Here is a 21,978-nt window from a genome sequence, read left to right as displayed (position 1 = left end):
GCATCGTGGCCGGGACCGAGCGGCCGCCCGGGGGAGCGGGGGCAGGGACACGGGGTACGGGGCAAGGAGCACAGGCACGGGGACCGGGGATGGGACCGGGGTCCTTCACCAGGTCCGTCGGAGTCCGTCATATTCGCCGGACATCGTGACCGAGGCGCATGCCCAGCGGCCGACCGGGTAGGGGACCGGCGTCGGACCGGGGACCGTCGTGTCTCCGGGGCCGGCCGCACGACCGACACCACCAGGGATCCAGGGGATCTGCCATGGAGACACCCGCCCACCACCACGCCACCCCGGCCCAGCGGGCGCTGGACGTCCTCGCCGAGAACGCCGAGGACGCCGAGGCCCTGGACGCGCTCGCCCACAGCGACGTGCTCGTCCCGGTGCCCGACGACGCGACCGAGCAGGACACCGACGACCCGACGCTGGTGGCGCTGCCGGTGCTGGAGCAGCCCGGCGGCCACCCCGTGGTGCCCGTGTTCACCTCCGAGCTGGAGATGGCCGAGCTGCTGCCGTCCGTCTCCCGCTACCGTCTGGTGCCGCTCGGCGCGCTCGCCGCCCAGTGGCCCTCCGACGACCTGTCGCTCACCATCGACGGCAGCTGTGAGCACGGCCTGACCCTCACCTCGGAGGGCGTGCGCACGCTGCTCGCGCGCCCGTAGGGCCGAGCCGGCCGTGAGCCCCGCGCGGGGCTGAGCCGGACCGTCAGGCCCCGCGCCCCTCCTGGAGCATCCGGGCCAGCACCTCCCGCTGCAGCGGGAGCACCTCGGCGTGCAGGGCGCGGCCCTTGCGGGTGAGGGCCACCCACACGCCGCGCCGGTCCTCCGCGCACACGGAACGCTCCACCAGGCCCTCCTTCTCCAGCCGGCCGATCAGGCGGGAGAGGGCGCTCTGGCTGAGGTGGACCCGCCCGACGAGGTTCTGCACCCGGCACTGGGCGCCTTCCTCGGGCGTGCCGGAGGCCAGCAGGTCGAGCACCTCGAAGTCGCTCGCGCCGAGGCCGTACGGGTGCAGGACCCGGTCGATCTCGCACGTCGTGCGCGCGTGCAGCGAGAGGATGTCCCGCCACCGTTCCTCGAGCCGGGCGCCGGCCGCGTTCACTGCCATACACCGCATGTTAATGCGCGTGCATGGACGGTGCAGGGCTCAGTCCTCCCCGGCCGGGTCCTGCAGCAGCCCGATCAGGTTGCCGTCGGCGTCCTTCACCGAGGCGATCAGCCTGCCGCCGCCGACGTCCTGCACGTCCTGCAGCAGCTCGGCGCCCGCCTCCCGCAGCGCCGCCAGTCGCGCCCGCAGGTCGGGGACGTGCCAGTAGGGCACCGGCCCGGTCATGCCCTTGGCGTGCCCGTTCGGGTCGAGCCCCACGTCCTGGCCGGCGGACCGGAAGCCCACGTAGTACGGCTCGTCCGCATACGGCTCGGTCCGCAGCAGCGCCGCGAACAGGGCCTTGGCGCGGTTCAGGTCCTTGACGGGGTAGATGACGGTCTTCAGGGCCGCGGTCATGGCGTCCTCCTGACAGGGACGGTGACGAGGGAGGGGACCGGCGAAGCGCCGCCGGTCCCCTCACGCTACGGCGGAGCACGGGCGGAGGGCTTCTCCGATCCTGACCGTCCCACCACCGCGCCTGTTCCCGGCCCCGTCACCGCGCCTGTCCCCGGCCCCACCACCGCGCCAGTCCCGGCCGCCGTCGCGTTTCGCACGGCCGCCGCCCGCCGGCCCCCGGGGTCCAGGCCCCGCCCGCACCGGGGCGGCGCCCGCCACCCCGGCCCGCTCACCGCCGTGGGGCTTCCGCGCGCCCGGCGCGCCGGATGGGGCGCGGAAGCCCCGGGCGTGGCGCGGGCGCGCCGCCGGACGCGCCGGGTGCGCGGGGGCTCCGCTGCGGCGCGCCGCGCCGCGCACCGCCCGGGTGGCGCGCCTCCTCTGGAAGTCCTCCGGGTTTTTCAGAAGTCTTCTGGAAGGGCTGGGCAGCCGTACCGAGGCCGGTGGCCGGAAGGGCAGGCGTCCATGGAGCAGCATCCCGCACGACTGGTACCGCGTCGCTATGTCGCCGTCGGCGGCCGCGGCCCGGAGGACGTGGTGGCCGACGCGCGCGGCCGCGTCCTCACCGGTGTCGCCGACGGCCGCATCCTGCGCCTGGACGGGCTGGCCGAACCGGACCGGCCGGCGCCGCGGGTCGAGGTGCTCGCCGACACCGGGGGCAGGCCGCTCGGGCTGGAGCTCCTCGACGACGCCCTGCTGGTGTGCGACGCGGAGCGCGGCCTGCTGCGCGCCGACCTCACCGACGGCACCGTGCGGGTGCTGGCCGGCACGGTGGCGGGGGAGCGGCTGCGGTTCTGCAGCAACGCGGTGGCCCTGTCCGACGGCAGCGTGTACCTCACCGTCTCCAGCCGCGTGTACGGCCTTGACCGGTGGATCGGTGACATCGCCGAGCACACCGGCACCGGGCGGTTGCTGCGGCTCGCACCGGGCGCCGCCGAGCCCGAGGTGCTGCTGGAGGGCCTGCAGTTCGCCAACGGCCTCGCCCCGAGCGGGGACGAGTCCTTCCTGGTCGTCGCCGAGACCGGCGCCTGCCGCCTGATCCGGTACTGGCTCACCGGTCCCCGGGCGGGCCGTGCCGAGCCCTTCGCCGCGCCGCTGCCCGGCATGCCGGACAACCTCTGGCGCGCCGGCCCCGCCGGCCCCGTCTGGGTGGCCCTGGCCTCCCCGCGCCGGTCCCCGCTGGAACTCCTCCACCGCTCGCCCGCGCCCGTCCGCCGCGCCGCCGCCCGCCTCGCCGTCCGCGCCCCCTTCCGCCCCTCCGGCACCACGGCCGTCCTCGCCGTCGACGACACCGGCCGCATCGTGCACCACCTCACCCGCCGCCACGCCGGTTTCCGCATGGTCACCAGCGTGTGCGCGACGGGCGGCCGCCTGGTGCTCGGCAGCCTGTGGGAGCCGGGCGTGGCGGTGTGCGAGGCACCGGAGACGGCGTGCTCCCGCCCCGGAAGGGACGCGGGAGGTAAGAAGTCGTTGTGAACCGGCCGCCGGTCGCCGCCTCTCCCGCGGCCGCCGCCCCGCCGTGCCGGCTCACCGGCCGGGGAAGGACCGGTCCCCGCTCCCGGTCGGTTGCCCGGTCACCGGCCGCCCGGCGGCGCCGCAGGCCCCCGCCTGCCCGCCCGGCCCCGCGGTACGAGACACTGCGGCTGACCCGGACGGGGGCGGGCCTCTAGGCTGCCGCCGACGTCGTCGGGAGCGTGACCGCGGGCCTCGGCGCGGACACGCCTCCCTCCGGGTCGGAACAAGACCGAGTCGTAGTAAGACTGTCTACAGCACTGTCGACCAACTCAGAACTGGATCCGCATGAGCGCCATCTCCGTCGGTCAGGCCCTTGTCCTCGGAGTCGTCGAGGGGGTGACCGAGTTCCTGCCCGTCTCCTCCACCGGCCACCTGAAGATCGCCGAGGGCCTGATGGGCATTCCCGTCGACGACGACGCCGTCGTCGGGTTCTCGGCCGTCATCCAGGTCGGCGCCATCGCCGCCGTGCTCGTGTACTTCTTCAAGGACATCGTGCGGATCGTCTCCGCCTGGTTCCGCGGCCTGCTGCACAAGGAGGAGCGGTACCACCACGACTACAAGTTCGCGTGGTGGGTCATCTGCGCCACCCTCCCGATCGTGGCCGTGGGCCTGGCCGCCAAGCCGCTCATCGAGGGCCCGCTCGCCTCGCTGTGGGTGGTCGCCGGTTCCCTGATCGTCGGCAGCGGCGTGATGTGGGCGGCGGACCAGATGGGCCGGCACAAGCGCGGCGAGGACGACACCTCCTTCAAGGACGCCATGCTGGTCGGCTCCTCGCAGATCCTCGCGCTGCTCTTCCCGGGCTTCTCCCGCTCCGGCGCCACCATGTCCACCGCGCTCGTCCTCGACCTCGACCGGGTCGCCGCCACCCGCCTGTCGTTCTTCCTCGGCATCCCCGCCCTGACCGGCGCCGGCCTGTACGAGTTGAAGGACGCGCTGGGCACCGGCGTGGGCGCGGCCCCGCTGGCCGTCGGCACGATCGTGTCGTTCGTCGTCGCCTACGCCTCCATCGCCTGGCTGCTGAAGTTCGTCGCCAAGCACTCCTTCAACGCCTTCGTGCTCTACCGCATCGCCGTCGGCATCCTGCTGTTCGGGCTGCTGGCCACCGGCGTCCTCGAGAGCTGAACCGCGCCGGCGTGGTGCGGTCGCGGTGCGGCGACGCCCCGGGCCCGGACGGCCGCGTCGGCGGTGACGCCCGCACCCGGAGCGTCCCGGGCCTGTCGTGCGAGCTGTCGGCGGGTCAGTTCCGTACGGACCGCCCGGCCCTGCGCAGCACCAGCGCCACCGCACCCGCCCCCAGCCCGACGGCGCCCGCGAGCGCCCCGGCCTCCGGCCAGCCGGAACCGTCCGCCGGCGCCGACACCGGCGTCGGCGTCGACACCGGCGCCGGTGCCGCGGCGCCGGCCCGCATCTCCCGGCGGACGGGGGCCGCGGCGCGCAGGGCGTCCAGCGAGCCCACCGGGCCGACCCGCCCGGACGCCGCGAACCCCCAGTCCAGCAGCGCGCGGGCCTCCTCGTAGACGGTGAGGCCGCCGCCCTGCTGCGGGTTCATCACCGTCACCACCAGGGTGCGCCCGCCGCGCCGCGCCGCCGCGATCAGCGTGTTGCCCGCGTTGCTGGTGTAACCGTTCTTGACGCCGATCAGGCCCGGATACGGCGCCACACCGTCGTCCCCGGTCAGCAGCCGGTTGGTGTTGCGGATCGGGTACGCACCCTCCGTGCCGGGGAAGGGCGCCTCGACGGTGGCGCAGTAGCGCGCGAAGCCGGGGTCGCGCAGTCCGGCCCGGCCGAACACCGCCAGGTCGTACGCCGAGGAGACCTGGCCCGGCGTGTCGTAGCCGTCGGGGGACAGCACCCGGGTGTCGCGGGCGCCCAGCTCCCGGGCCTTGCTCTGCATGCGGGCGGCGGTGGCCCGCCAGCCGCCGCCGAGCTCGGCCAGGACGTGCACGGCGTCGTTGCCGGAGTGCAGGAACACCCCGCGCCACAGGTCGGACACCCGGTAGGTGCGGCCCTCGACGACCCCCACCAGGCTGCTGCCCTCGCCCACGCCCGCGAGTTCCGCCGCGTCGACCCGGTGCCGGGCGTCGCCGGGCAGCATCGGCAGCACGGTCAGCGCGAACAGCGTTTTCAGGGTGCTGGCGGGCGGCAGGGGCCGGTGCGCGTCGTACGAGGCGAGCACGTCGCCGGAGCGGGCGTCGGCCACCAGCCAGGACAGTGCGGAGACCTCCGGCACCCGCGGCGCTCCGGCCCGCGGCCGCACCTGCACCCCGGGGCGGTACAGCAGGTCCGGCGGCGGCAGGGCCGCCCGTGCGCCGCCCGGGGCGACCGGGTCCGGCGTCGGCCGGATGGACGCGGCAGCCGGAGCCGGCGCCAGGAGCCCGGCCACGCACAGCGCGCAGAACGCCACCATCCGGGAGGTAAATCCGATTTTCATACCGGAAACGTACGGTGTGGCGGCCCAACCACCCTGTCGTTCGTGCCGCATGGCGACGGCGAACACCCAAATGCCGCAGATGGACGGCGCCGGGCGGGAACGGCTGTGACGGAAACGGCCGAGGCGGGAACGGCTGTGGCGGAAACGGCCGTGGCGGGAACTGACGTGGCGACATTCCGGCGGTTCTCCCGCAATCCACCGGGGCACCCGCCCGCCATGTCCACCTACAGCCGCTCGTTGACCGACCGGTCCCTGCCGCTGCTCGCGCAGGGCTATGCCTGGCTTCCCCACCGGATGCGCAGGAGCCCGGCACACGTGGTGCGCACCCGGCTCATGGGCCGGCCGGCGCTGACCGTGCGCGGTCCGGACGCGGTGCGCTTCTTCTACGACGAGCGCAACGTCCGCCGCCACGACGCGATCCCCGGGCCCGTCCTGGGCACGCTGTTCGGCCACGGCGCGGTGCACACCCTCGACGGCCCGGTCCACCGCGTCCGCAAGGAACTGTTCCTCCCCCTGCTCGACCCGGCGTCGATCGCCGGCCTGGTCGAGCACGTGACCGACGCCTGGGACGACACGGTGCCCGCCTGGGAACGGCGCGACCGCGTCGTGCTGTTCGACGAGGCGGGTGTCGTCCTGACCCGCGGCGTGTGCCGGTGGGCGGGGATTCCGCTGGACGACGCCGACGCCCAGCCGTTCGCCCGCGACCTGATCGCGATGGTCGACGGCTTCGCCGCCCTCGGCCCGCGCCACTGGCGCGCCCGCCGCGCCCGCGGCCGGCAGGAGGAGAGGCTGGGCCGCCTGATCGAGGACGTGCGCGCCGGCACGGTCACCGCGCCCGCGGACTCGGTGCTCGACCGGGTCGCCCGGCACCGCGACGCCGACGGCCGGCGGCTCGACACCAGGACGGCCGCCGTGGAACTGCTCAACGTCGTCCGGCCCACGGTCGCCGTCGGCTGGTTCGTCGCCTTCGCCGCCCACGCCCTGCACCACCGGCCGGAGAACCGGCGGCTCCTGCGCTCGGGCGACATGGCCCACGTCGCCGCGTTCGTGCACGAGGTGCGCCGCTTCTACCCGTTCGCGCCGTTCCTCGGCGGGCGCGCCGCCCGCGACCTGACCTGGCGCGGCGAGCACGTCGAGGAGGGCGGCCTGGTGCTGCTGGACGTCTTCGGCCAGAACCACGACGATGAACTGTGGGGCGACCCGTACGCCTTCCGCCCCCGGCGGTTCCTCGAACACCCCGTGGAACGCGACGAGTTGATCCCGCAGGGCGGCGGGGATCCGCGCACCGGCCACCGCTGCCCCGGCGAGGGCATGACGATCGGCCTGCTGGAGGCGCTGTCGGTGCGCCTGGCGGACCTGGAGTACCGGGTGCCGGAGCAGGACCTGCGCATCCCGCTGAGCCGCGTCCCGACCCGGCCGCGCAGCGGCTTCGTGGTCACCGGCGTGCGCGTGCCCGCCCGGCGGCCGGCCGGGGCGAGGTGAGCACCGCGCGGCTCGGGACCCCGGCCGCCGTGGTGACCGGCGGCGTCACTCCGGCCGCCCGGTGGGCAGCGTGGCCCAAACGCGGCGCAGGAAGGCGGCGTTGTCCGGTGTCCGCCGCAGCCGCTCCAGCAGCGTCTCCAGGTGCGCCTGGCCGTCCCGCCCCCGCAGCGCCCGCCGCAGCCCGCGTACGGTCGTCGACTCGGCCTCGGTGAGCAGCAGTTCCTCGCGGCGCGTGCCGGAGGCGGGCAGGTCGACGGCCGGGAAGACACGGCGTTCGGCGAGTTCGCGGCTCAGCCGCAGCTCCATGTTGCCGGTGCTCTTCAGCTCCTCGAAGAAGAAGTCGTCGGCGCGTGAGCCGGTCTCCACCAGCGCGGTGGCGAGGATCGTCAGCGAGCCGCCCTCCTCGGCGAGCCGGGCGGCGCCGAACAGCCGCTTGGGGCCCTGCAGCGCGGCCGCGTCGACACCGCCGCTGAGGGTGCGGCCCCCGGAGGCGGCCGCGTGGTTGTGCGCCCGGCACAACCGGGTCAGGGAGTCGAGGAGGACCACGACGTCCTCGCCCTCCTCCACGAGCCGCTTGGCGCGCTCCACGACGAGGTCGGCGAGTGCGATGTGCTGCTTCGGCGTCCGGTCGAAGGTCGAGGCGTACACCTCGCCGCGCACCGAGCGCCGCATGTCGGTGACCTCCTCCGGCCGCTCGTCCAGCAGCACCACCATCAGCCGGCACTCCGGGTGGTTGCCGGTGATCGCGGCCGCGATCTGCTGCAGCAGCACCGTCTTGCCGGTCCTGGGCGGCGCCACGACGAGCCCGCGCTGGCCCTTGCCGACGGGCGCGATCAGGTCGACGACGCGCCCGGTGAGGCCGGACGCCGGGTGCTCCAGGCGCAGCCGCTGCCGCGGATGCAGCGGCGTCAGGTCCTGGAAGCGGCGCCGCGGCCGGTCCGACGGGCTGCGGCCGTTGACCCGTGCGACGTCGCCGAGCCCGCCCCGGTCCGCGCGCACGCCCTCGACGAGGTCGCCGCGGCGCAGACCGTGACGGCCGATCAGCGCGGGCGGGACCTGGAGGTCGGCGGGCGAGGCGAGGCAGTCCGCGGCGCGCAGGTGCCCCCTGCCGCCCGCGTCGATGTCGAGGACACCGCTGACGAGCTGCGGCCGGTCGGCCGCAGCGGGGGGATGTTCGAGTGTGGTGGTCGTGGTGGTCATGGTGGGGGTCCTTTCACGGACGGACGCGGCATGGGGCATGCGCGGGAAACCCGCGAAGTGCGGGAAGCACGAGAGCTGCGGGAGGTGCGGGGCATGCAAGAGACATGGAAGAGGCGAAGGAGGCGGAAGCGGAAAGACGGAGAAGGCGGAAAGACGGAGAAGGCGGAAAGACGGAGAAGGCGGAAACCGTGAGCGGAGGCGTACGAGCACGCGCCTCGGGCGGCCGGGGAACACCACCTGCCGCTCGGCTCGCCCGGCGCGGTGTGCGGCCGGGAGGTGGTGCGAGGACGCCGACCGGCCTGCCGACGAACGGCCGGGCGAGCGGTGACGGGGGGAGGGAAACGGTGCGGTGGGAGACTTCCGGCACCGGCGCCCACGACGGGGCGAGGACACGTTCCCGAAGGCACTGTACCACCCCGGTGCCGGGGCGCGGTGGCCCGTGCCCCGGAGTCCGGGGCGTCCCGGTGCCCGGGCCCGCTCCCGTAAGCTGCCGGGATGTTCCATCCCGAGGGTCCCGGCCTGCGTGAGCTCGTGGTGCAGGCGCTGTCGTCCGTGGAGCGCGGCTATGACCTGCTCGCGCCGAAGTTCGACCGCACGCCGTTCCGCACCCCGGACTCGGTCCTGCGGGCCTGCGCCGGGGTGCTGGAGCGCCTCGGCCCGTTCACCGAAGGGCTCGACCTGTGCTGCGGCACCGGGGCCGGCCTGGGCGTGCTGGCCCGGGTGTGCCGCGCCGGCGTCACCGGTGTCGACTTCAGCGCCGGCATGCTCGCCGTCGCCCGGGAGCGGGTGCCGGGCACGCGCGGGCGGCCCGGGCCCCGTACCGCCTTCGTCCGCGCCGACGCCCGCGCGCTGCCGTTCGCCGAGGCCTTCGACCTCGTCGTCAGCTTCGGCGCGCTCGGTCACTTCCTGCCCCGCGAACTGCCCGTCCTCTTCGGCCAGGTGCGCTCCGTACTGCGGCCCGGCGGCTGCTTCGCCCTGCCGGTACTGGCCCCGCCCCGGCCGTCCTCCCCGGCGTTCTGGGCGCTGCTCGGCTTCGACGCCGTGATGCGCGTGCGCAACGCCGTGTGGCGGCCGCCGTTCGTGATGTACTACCGCGCCTTCCGGTTCGGCGACGTGTGGCGGGAACTGGAGAGGGCCGGATTCGGCGTCGAGCTGTACCCGCTGGAGGAGTTGGGCCGCCGCGGCGACGGCAGCCCGCGTGCGAGGCTGCTGGTGGCCCGCAGGCTGCCGTAGGAACGACAGGCCCTTTTAGCGCGGCTCAGGCGTACGACCGCAGCCAGCGCAGCTTGGCCGCGTCCTGGTAGGGGCCGCCGCCCTCGTGGTCGTTGAAGTCGTACACCTCGATCGCCTTGTCGTCGTGCGCCCAGGCGTTGAAGGCGGCGAAGACGGTCGACGGCGGGCAGGTCTCGTCCTCCAGGGCCGCGGAGAACAGGGCGGGGGCGCGGCCGCGGGCCGCGAAATGCACTCCGTCGAAGTACGACAGGGTGCGCAGGACGTCCTCGGTGCGGCCGCGGTGCGTCTTGAGGAACAGGCCGATCTCCCGGTAGGGGTGACGGTCCGTCAGGGTCGTGGCGCGCGGGAAGTCGCACAGGAACGGCACGTCCGGAGCGACGGCGACCAGGTCCGGCACCAGGCCGCCCACGGCGATCGAGATGCCGCCGCCCTGGCTGGCGCCGGTCACGGCGGTGCGGGCCGCGTCCGCCAGCGGGTGCGAGCGGGCCGCCTCCACCGCGCGCACGGCGTCCGTGAAGACACGCCGGTAGTAGTAGTTCTCGGGGGCGTCGATGCCCCGTGTCATGAAGCCGGGATACGCCGGCGCGCCGCCCACCGGGTCGGGGGTGTCCCCGCCGCCGCCCCAGGCGCTGCCCTGGCCGCGCGTGTCCATCACGAAGTGCACCCGGCCGGTGGACGCCCACAGCAGGTGCTCGTGGCCCAGCCCGCGCCCGCCGCCGTAGCCGACGAACTCCACGACCAGCGGCAGCGGTTCGCCGGCGCTCGCGGGATGCACCAGCCAGCCCTTGACCGGGTGGCCGCCGAACCCCGCGAAGGTCACGTCGTACACCGTCACCGTGGCCAGTCCCGTGTCCATCGGTTCGAAACGCGCGTCCAGTTCGTGCTCGCGGGCCTCCTGGAGCGTCTTGGACCAGAACGCGTCGAAGTCCTCGGGCTCGGCGGACTCGCTGCGGTATTCACGGAGTTCCTCGAGCGGAAGGTCGAACAGGGCCATCAAGGGACCGCCTTCGGTCGGAGGGTGCCGGAACAGTGCCGGTGGGTGCCGGTGAGCACCGTACGTGCGCCGTCGTACGCCCGCCAGAGCCCGGTCCCCGGTGCCCGTCAGGCGTGCCGCCGGGTCCACTCCGGGCCCGTGACGGCCCACTCGCGCTCCCACTCGGCCAGCCGGTGGCGCAGCAGGGCGCGCCGCAGGGCCCACCGCCCGAGCAGGACCGCGGCGGCCGTGCCGCCCGCGGCGCACGCGCCGAGGGTCAGCGTGTGCTGCCACACGGCCGTGTCGTCCGGCGGCGGGGCCACGCTGCGGCCCCGGGAGTCGAACCACACGGGGACCACGTCACCGGGCCGGGTGTCGGCCGGGACCTGCGCGGCGGCCGTGCGCCGGCCCGTGCCCGGCTCGCTCCAGCGCACGGTCGCCCGGTAGGCGTGCTGTCGGCCGCCCGGCACGGCGGCCGGTGTGCCGGGCACCCGGGCGACGACCTCGGCGCGCACCCGGTGGCGTTCGGCGCGCTGCACCGCCTGCAGTGTCCGGGCCTCGTCGTGGGCCCAGCGGCCCGCGGCCACCCCGGCCAGGGGCGCGCCCACGGCGAGCAGGACGGCGGCCACCAGGAGCGTCCACGCCTCGACGACGTCGCAGCGGCGCCGCAGCGGATTGCGCCGCCAGTGCCAGCCGCGCACCCGGATTCGCATGCCGACCTCCTCGCCGTCAGGGGAGCCGGTGCGCGGTGCACCGGGCGGTCCTTCTCCGGTGCCGTCCAACGGCCCCTGCGCGCAGCGCACTCGTGCGAGCGTTCACACGGATCTCGTACTCGTCCTCCGTTCTCGTACCCCGTCCGGCGGGCATCGTTCACCGGGAAGGACGAGGGAGACGTACGACACGGCGCGCCGCCCGCCGGGAGGTCACGGATCCGGCCGCGGCGGGATCGTCGTCGGGGCGGGCACGTGAGCCCGTCCCCGCCGGCTCACTCCTCCCGCCGCGCCGCCGCCTCCTCCGCCTGTTCCGGGGAGGCGGCGTTGTAGCGCACCAGGTATCCGGCGAACCGCACCAGGTCCTCCTCCGGCCAGTCCTTCAGCCGTTCCCGGAAGGCCGCGCGGCGGCTCTCGGTGACCCGGTCCAGGGTCCGCCGGCCCGGGTCGGTCAGGTGCAGCACCTGCACGCGGTGGTCCTGCGGGTCGGCCCGCCGCTCGACGAGCCCGGCCCGCCGCAGCGCGGCCACCTGGCGGCTGACCGTGGACTTGTCCAGGGCGCAGTGCGCGGCCAGGTCGGTGGCGCGGCAGCCGCCGCGCTCCTCCAGGTGGCCGAGCAGCGTGTACGCCACCAGCGACAGCTCCGGGTGCATGCGCCCCGCCACCGCCCGGGCCCGGCGGGCGAAGGCGGTCATCTCCCGCTGGATCGTCTCCACGGCCCTCAGCGCGGCGGTCCCGTCCGCCGCGACGGCTTCCCCGATCACCGGAACACCTCCCTCCGCGGCCTGGTTGCACAGGACAACTGGTGTGATGGTTGCGTAAGTCAAGCGCGGGGGAGCGGCCGATGAGGTGGCAGGCCCTGCGGCACGTGCCCGCCCGCGCGCAGGCCGCCGGCCTGCTGGAGGACCGCGACATCAGGGGCGTGTACGTGCCGGGCGCCCGGGCGCCGGAATTGATCGCGGGCGGACGGACGACCCGGGCGGCCGAGGCGGAGGAGGCAAAGGAGACCGAAAAGCAGAAGAGGCCGAAAAGCAGAAGAGACCGAAGGGGCCGAAGAGGCCGAAGCGGCCGTCGGTGTCCGGGTGTTGGGGTAGGGTGGCTCTCCGGCCGCGGACCGTCCCGGCCGCCCGACGCCGAGGAGGTGGGACCCATCACCGCTGTCATCCGGGTGCTCTCCCCTCGCGCCGGAGCGGGCCGCCACCGCTAGGCGGCTGCGGGAGCGCCCTTCGGCCCCCTCCCGAAAGACTCTCGCCTGCCATGTCCGCCCTGCCGCCCCTGCCCGCCTCCGGCGGTCCGACCCGTCCCGCCGTCGTCGCCGCGCTGCGCGCCGCCGGGTGCGTCTTCGCCGAGGACGAGGCGGAGCTGCTGCTCGCCGCCGCCCGCACGCCGGACGAACTCGCCGCCCTGGTGAGCCGCCGCGTCGCCGGACTCCCCCTGGAACACGTGCTGGGCTGGGCCCGCTTCCGCGGGCTGCGCGTCGCCGTCGAGCCCGGCGTGTTCGTGCCCCGCCGCCGCACCGAGTTCCTCGTCGAACAGGCCCTCGCCCAGGCCCCGGACGCGTCCGTCGTCGTGGACCTGTGCTGCGGCTCCGGCGCCATCGGTGCCGCCCTGGCCGCCGAACTCGGCGACGTCGAGCTGCACGCCGCCGACATCGACCCGGCCGCCGTGCGCTGCGCCCGCCGCAACGTGGCCGCCGCCGGCGGCCACGTGCACACCGGTGACCTGTTCGCGGCGCTGCCGGACCGGCTGCGCGGCCGCGTCGACATCCTCGCCGCCAATGTGCCCTACGTCCCCACCGGCGAGGTCGGGCTGCTGCCCGCCGAGGCCCGCGACCACGAGCCGGCGACCGCCCTCGACGGCGGCCCCGACGGCCTGGACGTGCTGCGCCGCGTCGCCGCCGGGGCGCCCGCGTGGCTCGCCCCCGGCGGCTGCCTGCTGGTGGAGACCAGCGAGCGCCAGGCCCCGCGGGCGGTGGCCGCCTTCACCCGGGCCGGTCTGGCCGCCCGCCTGGCCGTCTCCGAGGAGTGGTACGCCACCGTGGTGGTGGGCGTACGGCCGTAGCACCCGGCCCGCGGGGCGGCGGTCGCCCGCAGGGCGGCGGTCAGGTCGTCGCGCCGCTGTCCGAGGGCGCCGAAGGCATCGAGGGTGCCGGGGAGGTCGGAGGTGCCGGAGAGGCCGGGGGAGTCGGGGAGGCCGGGGAGCCGTCGTCGTCCCGGTGCCACTTGTGGTGCCACGGGAAGCCGCCCCGGCCGTCGTCCTTGCGGTCGAGGAAGGAACCGGCCGCCGCGAGGGCCGCGGTGCGGGTGCCGTTACCGGACCGGGTGCCGGCCAGGAAGACCGTCTCGCCCTTGCGGAGCGCGTCGGCGCCGGTCCCGCCGCTGCCATCACCCTTGTGCACCCGGACGTCCGAACCGACGGTCCACGTCCACGACGCGCCGTCCGCGCTCCGCACGGTGACCCGCTCGCCGTCCACCTTCTGCACGGTGCCGCGCTGCCAGGTGCGCACCACCCACGCGCCCGTGTCGGGGTCCTTGACCGTCGCCTCGCCGTGCACGGCGGCGGCGCCGAGGCGGAACCACGGGCCCAGGCCGTGGCGGGCGCCCGGCCCGTCCCCGGAGGGGGAGGCCGCCGGGGAGGACGCCGCCGCGGGCAGCGCGCCGGAACCGGTGCCGGCGCCGCCCGGTGAGCCGGCGGCGTAGGCGACCGCGCCGCCGGTCGCCAGCACCGCGGCCACGGCCGCCGCCGTCGCCGCCCGGCGCCGTGCGGGCCTGCGCCACCACCGCTCGCGCGGTGCGCCGCCCGCTTCGCCGGGGCCCGTCACGACGTCCCACCGCGCCTGCGCGTGCGGGGCGTGCTCCGGCATCGGCGGCACCGGCCGGCCGTCACCGGTGCGTCGCTCGTCCGGTTCGTACGTCATCGTTCCTCACCTCACCTCGCGCGGACGTCCCCGAGGCCTTCGCTGTGATTGTCCGGCACCGCCGGTAAGGACCGGGTAACCGTTTCCTGTGAGACCGCGCCGCCGGGCAGGGCCCGGGCGGGGTCTACGACAGCGCCTGCGCGCGGGCGACGAGCAGGGCCACGTCGTCGCGGTTGTCCGGGTGGCGCAGCCTGCGCAGCAGCAGGTCGCACAGCTCCTGCAGGGGCCGCTCCGGGTCGTCGACCAGCGTCAGCAGCGTCTCGAGGCGTTCGTCGAGGGAGTGGTGGCGGGTCTCGACGAGGCCGTCGGTGTAGAACACCAGCTCGTCGCCGGGCGACAGCTCGACGGTGGTGGTGGCGAACTCCACGCCGCCCACGCCCAGCGGGACGCCGGTGGGCAGGTCGAGCAGCTCCGGTGGCCGGCCGGCGCGTACCCGGACGGGCGGCAGGTGGCCGGCGTTGGCGATGCGCACCTGCCCCAGATGCGGTTCGTGGATGGCGTAGACGCAGGTGGCGATGGAGTGGTCCAGGTTCGCGGTGATGCGGTCCAGGTGCTCCAGCAGGCGGGCCGGGTCCAGGTCGAGCGCGGCGAGGGTGTTGGTGGCGGTGCGCAGCCGGCCCATCGTGGCCGCGGCGCTGATGCCGCTGCCCATCACGTCGCCCACGACGAGCGCGGTCTTGTCCCCCTCCAGCGGGATCACGTCGAACCAGTCGCCGCCGATCTCGCTGGTCGCGCCGGCGGGCTGGTAGCGCGAGGCCACCTCCAGGCCGCCGGTCACCGACGGGTGGCTGGGCAGCAGGCTGCGCTGCAGGGTGAGGGCGGTGTCGCGGGCGTTCTGGTACCAGCGGGCGTTGTCGATCTGCACCGCCGCGCGGGCGGCCAGCTCCCGGGCGAGCAGCACGTCGTCGTCGCTGAACGGCGCCGGGTTGCGGGTGCGCTTGAGGTCGAGGGCGCCCAGCACCTCGCCGCGCGCGATCAGCGGCACGGCGAGGTAGGAGTGGACGCCCGCGCGGGCCAGCAGTTCGGCCGCCTCCGGGGAGCGGGCGATGCGGGGCAGGTCCTCGTCCTTGACCTGCGCGACCAGGACCGGGCGGCCGGTGCGCACGCACTCGGTGATCAGCCGGTCCGGGGCGTAGCGGGCGATCCGGCCCGGCGGGTCGGCCGCCTCCAGGGCCTCCGGGGCCCGCGGCGCCCGCACGGCCAGCGCCCGGATCACCGCCGGTTCGGCCGGGCCGAGGTCGCTGCGGCGGCCCTCCACGACGGCGGCCAGCAGGTCCACGGCCGCCACGTCGGCGAGCCCGGGCACCGCGACCTCGGCCAGCTCGCAGGCGGTGCGGTCCAGGTCGAGGGTGGTGCCGATGCGGGTGGTGGCGTCGGCGATGCAGACCAGGCGGCGCCGGGCGGCCTCCGCCTCCTGGTTCGCCCGGTGCTGTTCGGTGACGTCCACCACCGACGAGGCGACGCCCAGGACCGTGCCGACGGCGTCCTCCAGCCGGTACAGCGACACCGACCAGGCGTGCTCCTCGTTCGGGTCGGCCGGAGTGCGCCCCGTGACGGCCAGGTCGATGATGGGCCGGCCGGTGCGCAGCACCTGCCGGGTCACCTCCTCCAGATGGCCGACCTCCGGGTCGGAGGCCCTGAGGTGCGGCAGCACCTCCCGGAGGCGGCGGCCGAGGTGCTGCGCGGCGGGTATGCCGTTGATCTTCTCCAGTGCCGGATTGACCGAGACGAACCGCAGGTCGGTGTCGAGGACGGCCAGCCCGATCGGGGACTGGGAGACGATCCGCTCCGACAGCGCCAGGTCGCGCTCCAGCCCCCGTACGGTCGCCCGGTCGGCGGCCAGGCCCAGGGCGTAGACGTCGCCCCGGTCGTCGATGAGCCGCTGGTTGCGGAACTCCACCAGGCGGGTGGAGCCGTCCCGCAGCCGGATCGGGAACGCCCCGGCCCAGCCCCGGCCGGTCTCCAGCACGTCCGAGAAGAGCTTGACCACCATGTCGAAGTGCCGCTCGTGGATCATCAGCCGGGCGGCGTACTCCCCCAGCGCCTCCTGCGCGCTGTAGCCGAACAGCTCCTCGGCCTGCGGACTCCACAGCACGATCCGCCCCTCGGCGTTCAGCACCACCGAGGCGACCCCGAGGACGTCCAGCAGGCCGCTCGGCCGCACCGGGCCGCGCGCCGACGGGCCCTCCGACAGGGGTGTTCCGGCTTCACTCATTCCCCGCACCGCCTCCGACCGTCCCTCGCGGCACGCCGTCCCCTGTGCCGACTCACCTGTTCTACCGCGCTCACACCCACTTCTCGGCCACCCTGTCGTTTTCCCCCACCATGCCGTACCACCGGCCCCGCCGTCCTGGGAAGTTCACCTGCGCGACCCGGGCCCGGCGCGCGCCGGGCGGGACGGGGCGGGGCGGGGCGGAACGCGGTCCGCGGCCGGTGGTGCGGCGGTGGGCGCGGTGCTTTGCTGGGAGTGGGGGCTGGGAGGGGGGCGCACGGAAGGAGCCACCGCGATGGACGGCGAGCGAGCGACCACGATGGACAGCGAACGACCGCACCCGCACGCGGTCTCGGTGGAGCTGAGCGGCTGCAGCAAGGACGACGCCCGCGTCGTGTTCGAGACGCTGTGCGCGTGCTTCTCCTCCGACCGCCGCGCCGACGACGTGCCCCAGGAGCTGGACGAGGTCCGTCCGACGGTCTGGCTCGGCACGTTCGACGTCGGCGACGCCCGGGCCGGCGCCGCCCGCCCGGGCCGTCTGCGCGCCCCGGTCGAGGCCGACGTCCAGGGCGGCTGCTGGGCCGTGGACCGCTTCCGCAGCACCCTGGACGACCTGTTCACGGTGAGCGACCTGTGCACGGCCTCCGGCGACCAGGAGCGCGAGCTGCACCTGCGGCTCGAGAGCCGCTGAGCGGCCGACCGGCCGGGCCCGCCGCGGGGGAGTGACGCAGGTCGCCCCGCGACCCATTGTGCAACTAGTTGCATAAACCGTGCGCGGTCCTCTACAACGAGAGGCACCACACCGCGCACGGAGGGCCCGATGAGCCGTTACCCGCACCTGCTGACCCCGCTCGACCTGGGGTTCACCACGCTGCCCAACCGCGTCCTGATGGGCTCCATGCACGTCGGCCTGGAGGAGGCCGAGCGCGGGTTCGAGCGCATGGCCGCCTTCTACGCCGCCCGCGCCCGCGGGGGAGTGGGCCTGATCGTCACCGGCGGCATCGCCCCCAACGAGGAGGGCCGGCCCTACCCGGGCGGCGCCAAGCTCACCACCCGGCAGGAGGCCGAGCGGCACCGCACGGTCACCGACGCCGTGCACCGCGAGGGCGGCCGCATCGCCCTGCAGATCCTCCACTTCGGCCGCTACGCCTACCACCCCGACCTGGTCGCCCCCAGCGCCCTGAAGGCCCCCATCAGCCCCCATGTGCCGCGCGAGCTGACCGACGCCGACATCGAGCGGACGATCGACGACTACGCCCGCACCGCCCGCCTCGCCCGCGAGGCCGGCTACGACGGCGTGGAGATCATGGGCTCCGAGGGCTACCTCGTCAACGAGTTCACCGCCGCCTGCACCAACCACCGCACCGACCGCTGGGGCGGCTCCTACGACAACCGCATGCGCTTCCCCGTCGAGATCGTCCGCCGGGTGCGCCAGGCGGTCGGCGAGGACTTCATCGTCGTCTACCGCCTGTCCATGCTCGACCTCGTCCCCGGCGGCTCCACCCTCGACGAGGTGATCACTCTCGCCAGGGCCGTCGAGGCCGCCGGGGCGACGATCATCAACACGGGCATCGGCTGGCACGAGGCCCGCATCCCCACCATCGCCACCTCCGTGCCGCGCGGCGCCTACACCTGGGTCACCCGGCGCCTGATGGGCGAGGTCTCCGTCCCCCTGGTGACCACCAACCGCATCAACACCCCCGAACTCGCCGAGCAGTTGCTCGCCGAGGGCTGCGCCGACATGGTGTCGGTGGCCCGCCCGCTGCTGGCCGACCCCGACTTCGTCGCCAAGGCCGCCGCCGGGCGCCCGGAGACGATCAACACCTGCATCGGCTGCAACCAGGCCTGCCTCGACCACACCTTCAGCGGGAGGATCACCTCCTGCCTGGTCAACCCGCGCGCCTGCCACGAGACCGAGCTGGTGTGGTCCCCGACCCGCCGCCGCAAGCGGATCGCCGTCGTCGGCGCCGGCCCCGCCGGACTCGCCTGCGCGGTCACCGCCGCCGAACGCGGCCACGCCGTCACGCTGTTCGACGCCGCGGACGAGATCGGCGGCCAGCTCAACGTCGCCCGCCGCGTCCCCGGCAAGCAGGAGTTCGACGAGACGCTGCGCTACTACGCCACCCGCCTCGCCCAGGAGGGCGTCGACGTCCGCCTCGGCACCCGGGTCACCGCCGCGGACGTCGCCGACCACGACGAGGTGGTCGTCGCCACCGGCGTCACCCCGCGCATCCCGGACATCCCCGGTGTCGACCATCCCAGCGTCCTCGGTTACCTCGACGTCCTGCACGGCAACGCCCCCGTCGGCGACCGGGTGGCGATCATCGGCGCCGGCGGCATCGGCTTCGACGTCGCCGCCTACCTCACCGACCCCGGCGACCACGCGCACCGCGACCCGGCGGTGTACTTCCGCCGCTGGGGCGTCGACACGGACTACCGCGCCCGCGGCGGCCTGGCCGCCCCCGAACGGCCCGTCGTGCCGCGCCGCGTGCACCTGCTGCAGCGCAGGCCCGGCAAGGTCGGCGCCGGCCTGGGCAGGACCACCGGCTGGATCCACCGCACGGAACTGAGGCACCGCGGCGTCACCATGGTCCCGGGCGTGCGCTACGACCGGATCGACGACGTCGGCCTGCACCTCACCGTCGACGGCGCGCCCACCGTCCTGGAGGTCGACACGATCGTGCTGTGCGCCGGGCAGGAGCCGCGCCGCGACCTGTACGACGAGCTGCTCGCCGCCGGCCGCGGCGCGCACCTCGCCGGCGGCGCCGACGTGGCCGCCGAGCTCGACGCGAAGCGGGCGATCCGGCAGGGCACCGAGCTGGCCGCGGCCCTGTAGGGCCGGTGGCGCCTTTCTAGGATGGCCCCCATGTCCCTCCCGCACGCCATCCTCACCGCCCTGCTCGAAAAGCCCTCCTCGGGGCTGGAGCTGACCCGCCGCTTCGACAAGTCGATCGGCTACTTCTGGTCGGCCACCCATCAGCAGATCTACCGCGAGCTGGGGAAGCTGGAGGCCGAGGGCTACATCCGCGCCCTGCCCGCCGCGCAGCCGGCCCGCGGGCAGAAGAAGAGCTACGAGGTGCTGCCCGCCGGCCGTGCCGAACTCGCCCGCTGGACCGCCACCGCCCAGGACCCCCGGCCGGTGCGCGACCCGCTGCTGCTGCGGCTGCGCGCCGCGGCCGTCGTCGGCACCGCCGGCCTGGAAGCCGACCTGCGCCGCCATCTCGCGCTGCACGAGCGGCAGTTGGCGGAGTACCGGGAGATCGAGCGGCGTGACTTCCCGCCCGGCCGGGACAGCACCCGCGACCGGCTGCAGCACTTGGTGCTGCGGGCCGGCATCGACCTGGAGACCTTCTGGACGCGGTGGCTCACCCAGGCGCTGGCCGAGTTCGCCGACCTGCGCGACGACGCGCGCGGCGGCCCGCGCGGCGGCGAACCGGCCTGACGGGCCGCCCCGCGGTCACCACCGGTGCGGCCGGAAGCGGCGGCGCAGGAACCAGCCCGCCGCGATGGCCCCCGTGCCGACCAGCACCCCGCCCGCCGTCAGGGTGACCGTGCCGTAGTCCCTGACGGCACCGCCCAGCCCGCCCATGACGCCCCGCGACGGCGACGGCGAGGAGGTGGCGGAGATCGTCGGGGTGACCGTCGGAGTGGCCGTCGGGGTGGCGCTGCGGGTGGGGCGGGGCGGGACGATCACGGTCTGCGTGCCCGCCGTGTTGTTGTTGGAGCACATGACGATCACCGTGTACGTGCCCGGCGAGACGTCCGACCAGGCGGCGGACTGTCCGGCGCTCGTCCCGGTCAGCGCCACCTGGCGCCCCTGGGCGAATGTCGTCTGGCTGCTGTTGAGCAGTGCCGCGGTGCCCCAGCTGCCGTTGATCTGCGTGCAGGCGGAGGTGAGGACCGACACCGAGGAACCGCTGGTGCTCACCGAGATGCCCGGGCCGGCGACGGCCGGTGCGGCGGCCGGGCCCAGCATCAGCGCGGCGGCCGCCGCGACGAGGCCGCCGCGGAGGAGTGGCTGAGAGTTGCGCATGTGACTGCCCTCCGGCAGCACGGTCGGCGGACATCCCACGCGCCGCCGCGGATCGGGAAACGCCCGTGCCGCCTCACAGCGAAGCCAACGCGTCCCCGGCACCGCCCGCATGCCCACCGCACCCGGAGGAGTGACGCCCCGCGTTCCGGCCGGTGGGCCGGACCCGGGACCGGGCGAGGGCCGTACCCGGGACCGGACCCGGAAACGGACGCGGCTTCACCGACCGCCCGCCGTCACCGTCCGCGGCGCCGGACAGTCGCCCCGGGTGCCGTCCGGCAGCCGGGCCCGCGGGCGCGGACGGCGACCGGGGCCGGCAACAGGCAGAGAGCGCGGCGGCGCGCCTGCCGGCGCGGACGAGACGGGCGGTGCGGACGAGACGGGCGGTGCGGACGAGACGGGCGGTGCGGACGAGACGGGCGGTGCCGGAGGCGGAGCGGGCGGCCGGGACCGGGACACGTCGCACGGTCTGCACCCCACGGGTCCGACGGGCCCCGCGGGCTCCCACGAGCTCCCACGGGACATGCGTCCGGACCGGTAGCGCGCCCTGGCTGTGCGGCCCTCGAGGGGCCGCCGTTTGGTGGCCGGTCGGGGAAGTTACGTATGCTGAGGCTCCTGTCGGCGTGAACTTCCCGAGAGGGCAGGGGAGTTCACGCCGGTGGCGCGGACCGCTGTCGTCGCAGATCCCGCGCCGGCCGGATGGCCGGGCGGACCCGGGCAGGTCAAGAGGCCCGGCCCGCCCGGCCCCTGTCGGAACGTCGGCACCGCGCGGCGCGCCGGGGCGCGGATGCCCCGAACGGCCCCCGGGTGGTGGTCCGAGCGGCCCCATCGGGCAACAGATGGCTCCTGAGCGACCGTCACCGTCTCCCCCGAGAGGGTCTTTCATCGTGCGTGCCCCCTACCTGGCGCTGGCCGCGGCAGGCGCCTCCCTGCTCGCGCCGACCTCCCCGCCGCCCGCTCCCGCCCCGGACCCCGTCCCCGCGCCCTCGGCCGCCGCCGTGCCGCGCCCGGCCGGGAAACCCGCGGCGCGGCACGAGGACCCGGTGACCGCCGCCCGCCTGAGGGCGCGGGTACGCGCCTGCGTCCCCGTCTCCCGCGGCCGCTACCGCACCGACGCCCACGCCCCCGCCACCGTCCCGGTCTGCGGCACGCGCGAGACCGTGTTCTGGAAGGCCGACCTGGACATCGACTGCGACGGGCGGCCCACCCGCCGCTGCAACCGGCGCACCGACCCCTGCTTCGTCCCGCGGACCGCCTACCGGCAGTCCGACGGCCGGCCCCTCGCCGCCGAGCGGCTGCCCTACATCGTCGTCCCCGCCCCCAGCCGCATCTGGAACCACCGCGCCGACGGCGTCCGCGGCGGCTCCGTCGCCGCCGTCGTCTACCGCGGCCGGGTCCGGTACGCCGTCGTCGGCGACACCGGCCCCCGCGACCTCGTCGGCGAGGCCTCCTACGCCACCGCCCGCGCCCTCGGCATCCCCCCGAACCCCCGCCACGGAGGCGCCGACTCGGGGGTGACGTACATCGTCTTCAAGAACTCCCGGGTCACCCCGATCCAGGACCCCGCGGCCGCGGCGGCGACCGGTGAGCGGCTGGCCCGGCGCTTCCTCGGCGCGCCGGCGGGCGCCGGGCACCCGGCTCCCGACCGCACGGGCGGCACCGGCGGGACGGGCGGCACCGCCGGTGCGGGCGGCGGGCCGCGGGGGGCGCCGGCGGGCACGCCCGGCGCGGGGGCC

General features: G+C 75.6%; 20 protein-coding genes. 10 read left to right on the top strand and 10 right to left on the bottom strand.

Translation table 11 applies throughout. The features are described from left to right. Positions 1-263 precede the first annotated feature (263 nt). Entirely contained in the window at positions 264-662 is a 399-nt protein-coding gene (locus IE225_RS23685; protein WP_190059622.1) for an SseB family protein, read from the top strand. A 43-nt stretch (positions 663-705) separates the two neighbouring features. On the opposite strand, the gene IE225_RS23680 is transcribed toward IE225_RS23685, so the two are convergent. Both IE225_RS23680 and IE225_RS23675 read right to left on the bottom strand, forming a co-directional pair. Next, the gene (locus IE225_RS23680; RefSeq protein WP_190059621.1) at positions 706-1,107 is read right to left on the bottom strand and encodes a MarR family winged helix-turn-helix transcriptional regulator; all 402 of its coding nucleotides are present in this window, start codon (positions 1,105-1,107) and stop codon (positions 706-708) included. Between the two features lie 39 nt (positions 1,108-1,146). Continuing rightward, a complete protein-coding gene (locus IE225_RS23675) occupies positions 1,147-1,503 on the bottom strand; it encodes a VOC family protein (protein ID WP_190059620.1) in 357 nt (118 codons plus the stop codon). Positions 1,504-2,004: 501 nt separating this feature from the next. On the opposite strand from IE225_RS23675, the gene IE225_RS23670 reads away from it, so the two are divergent. Together IE225_RS23670 and IE225_RS23665 are read left to right on the top strand one after the other, a co-directional pair. Beyond that, positions 2,005-3,015 (top strand): SMP-30/gluconolactonase/LRE family protein, encoded by a 1,011-nt coding sequence (locus IE225_RS23670; protein ID WP_190059619.1) that lies wholly within the window; start codon positions 2,005-2,007, stop codon positions 3,013-3,015. A gap of 324 nt (positions 3,016-3,339) precedes the next feature. Beyond that, positions 3,340-4,176 carry an undecaprenyl-diphosphate phosphatase gene (locus IE225_RS23665; RefSeq protein WP_190059618.1) on the top strand — a complete coding sequence of 279 codons (837 nt, stop codon included), beginning with the start codon at positions 3,340-3,342 and terminating at the stop codon, positions 4,174-4,176. 115 nt (positions 4,177-4,291) lie between these two features. Here IE225_RS23665 and IE225_RS23660 read toward each other — a convergent pair whose 3' ends face one another. After that, positions 4,292-5,485, bottom strand: a complete 1,194-nt coding sequence (locus tag IE225_RS23660) for a D-alanyl-D-alanine carboxypeptidase family protein (protein ID WP_190059617.1) — start codon at positions 5,483-5,485, stop codon at positions 4,292-4,294. Between the two features lie 216 nt (positions 5,486-5,701). Here IE225_RS23660 and IE225_RS23655 point away from each other — a divergent pair, with 216 nt between their 5' ends. After that, on the top strand, positions 5,702-6,967 hold the full coding sequence (locus IE225_RS23655) for a cytochrome P450 (protein ID WP_190059616.1): 1,266 nt from the start codon (positions 5,702-5,704) through the stop codon (positions 6,965-6,967). Positions 6,968-7,012: 45 nt separating this feature from the next. Here IE225_RS23655 and rho read toward each other — a convergent pair whose 3' ends face one another. Further along, the gene (gene rho, locus IE225_RS23650; protein WP_190059615.1) at positions 7,013-8,167 is read right to left on the bottom strand and encodes a transcription termination factor Rho; all 1,155 of its coding nucleotides are present in this window, start codon (positions 8,165-8,167) and stop codon (positions 7,013-7,015) included. 495 nt (positions 8,168-8,662) lie between these two features. On the opposite strand from rho, the gene IE225_RS23645 reads away from it, so the two are divergent. Then, positions 8,663-9,400, top strand: coding sequence for a class I SAM-dependent methyltransferase (locus tag IE225_RS23645; RefSeq protein ID WP_190059614.1), 738 nt, complete (start codon positions 8,663-8,665; stop codon positions 9,398-9,400). Positions 9,401-9,425: 25 nt separating this feature from the next. Here IE225_RS23645 and IE225_RS23640 read toward each other — a convergent pair whose 3' ends face one another. The 3 genes from IE225_RS23640 to IE225_RS23630 all read right to left on the bottom strand — a co-directional run bounded on the left by IE225_RS23640 (position 9,426) and on the right by IE225_RS23630 (position 11,778). Next, positions 9,426-10,394 carry an acetylxylan esterase gene (locus tag IE225_RS23640; RefSeq protein ID WP_190059613.1) on the bottom strand — a complete coding sequence of 323 codons (969 nt, stop codon included), beginning with the start codon at positions 10,392-10,394 and terminating at the stop codon, positions 9,426-9,428. Between the two features lie 107 nt (positions 10,395-10,501). Next, positions 10,502-11,086, bottom strand: a complete 585-nt coding sequence (locus IE225_RS23635) for an Rv1733c family protein (protein ID WP_190059612.1) — start codon at positions 11,084-11,086, stop codon at positions 10,502-10,504. Positions 11,087-11,358: 272 nt separating this feature from the next. Beyond that, positions 11,359-11,778 carry a MarR family winged helix-turn-helix transcriptional regulator gene (locus IE225_RS23630; protein ID WP_190059696.1) on the bottom strand — a complete coding sequence of 140 codons (420 nt, stop codon included), beginning with the start codon at positions 11,776-11,778 and terminating at the stop codon, positions 11,359-11,361. Positions 11,779-12,340: 562 nt separating this feature from the next. Here IE225_RS23630 and IE225_RS23625 point away from each other — a divergent pair. Next, the gene (locus IE225_RS23625; RefSeq protein ID WP_190059611.1) at positions 12,341-13,144 is read left to right on the top strand and encodes a putative protein N(5)-glutamine methyltransferase; all 804 of its coding nucleotides are present in this window, start codon (positions 12,341-12,343) and stop codon (positions 13,142-13,144) included. A 40-nt stretch (positions 13,145-13,184) separates the two neighbouring features. Here the strand turns inward: IE225_RS23625 and IE225_RS23620 are convergent, their stop codons facing one another. Together IE225_RS23620 and IE225_RS23615 are read right to left on the bottom strand one after the other, a co-directional pair. Beyond that, entirely contained in the window at positions 13,185-14,000 is an 816-nt protein-coding gene (locus IE225_RS23620) for a hypothetical protein (RefSeq protein ID WP_190059610.1), read from the bottom strand. Between the two features lie 124 nt (positions 14,001-14,124). Beyond that, positions 14,125-16,215, bottom strand: a complete 2,091-nt coding sequence (locus IE225_RS23615) for a SpoIIE family protein phosphatase (RefSeq protein ID WP_190059609.1) — start codon at positions 16,213-16,215, stop codon at positions 14,125-14,127. A gap of 316 nt (positions 16,216-16,531) precedes the next feature. On the opposite strand from IE225_RS23615, the gene IE225_RS23610 reads away from it, so the two are divergent. From IE225_RS23610 to IE225_RS23600, 3 genes are all read left to right on the top strand, one after another. Further along, complete coding sequence (locus IE225_RS23610) at positions 16,532-16,903, top strand: hypothetical protein (RefSeq protein ID WP_190059695.1); 372 nt, start codon at positions 16,532-16,534, stop codon at positions 16,901-16,903. Positions 16,904-17,032: 129 nt separating this feature from the next. Further along, positions 17,033-19,048: an NADPH-dependent 2,4-dienoyl-CoA reductase gene (locus IE225_RS23605; RefSeq protein ID WP_190059608.1), complete on the top strand. Its 2,016-nt coding sequence runs from the start codon at positions 17,033-17,035 to the stop codon at positions 19,046-19,048. A 30-nt stretch (positions 19,049-19,078) separates the two neighbouring features. Then, the gene (locus IE225_RS23600) at positions 19,079-19,654 is read left to right on the top strand and encodes a PadR family transcriptional regulator (RefSeq protein WP_190059607.1); all 576 of its coding nucleotides are present in this window, start codon (positions 19,079-19,081) and stop codon (positions 19,652-19,654) included. A gap of 15 nt (positions 19,655-19,669) precedes the next feature. On the opposite strand, the gene IE225_RS23595 is transcribed toward IE225_RS23600, so the two are convergent. Then, on the bottom strand, positions 19,670-20,245 hold the full coding sequence (locus tag IE225_RS23595; RefSeq protein ID WP_190059606.1) for a hypothetical protein: 576 nt from the start codon (positions 20,243-20,245) through the stop codon (positions 19,670-19,672). A gap of 884 nt (positions 20,246-21,129) precedes the next feature. On the opposite strand from IE225_RS23595, the gene IE225_RS23590 reads away from it, so the two are divergent. Next, positions 21,130-21,978: glycoside hydrolase family 75 protein (locus IE225_RS23590; RefSeq protein ID WP_190059605.1), on the top strand; the 849-nt coding region annotated here is incomplete at its 3' end.

It is taken from the genome of Streptomyces echinoruber, from assembly GCF_014651135.1.
GTDB classification, from domain to species: domain Bacteria; phylum Actinomycetota; class Actinomycetes; order Streptomycetales; family Streptomycetaceae; genus Streptomyces; species Streptomyces echinoruber.
This window is presented reverse-complemented; position numbering and strand designations above follow the sequence as displayed.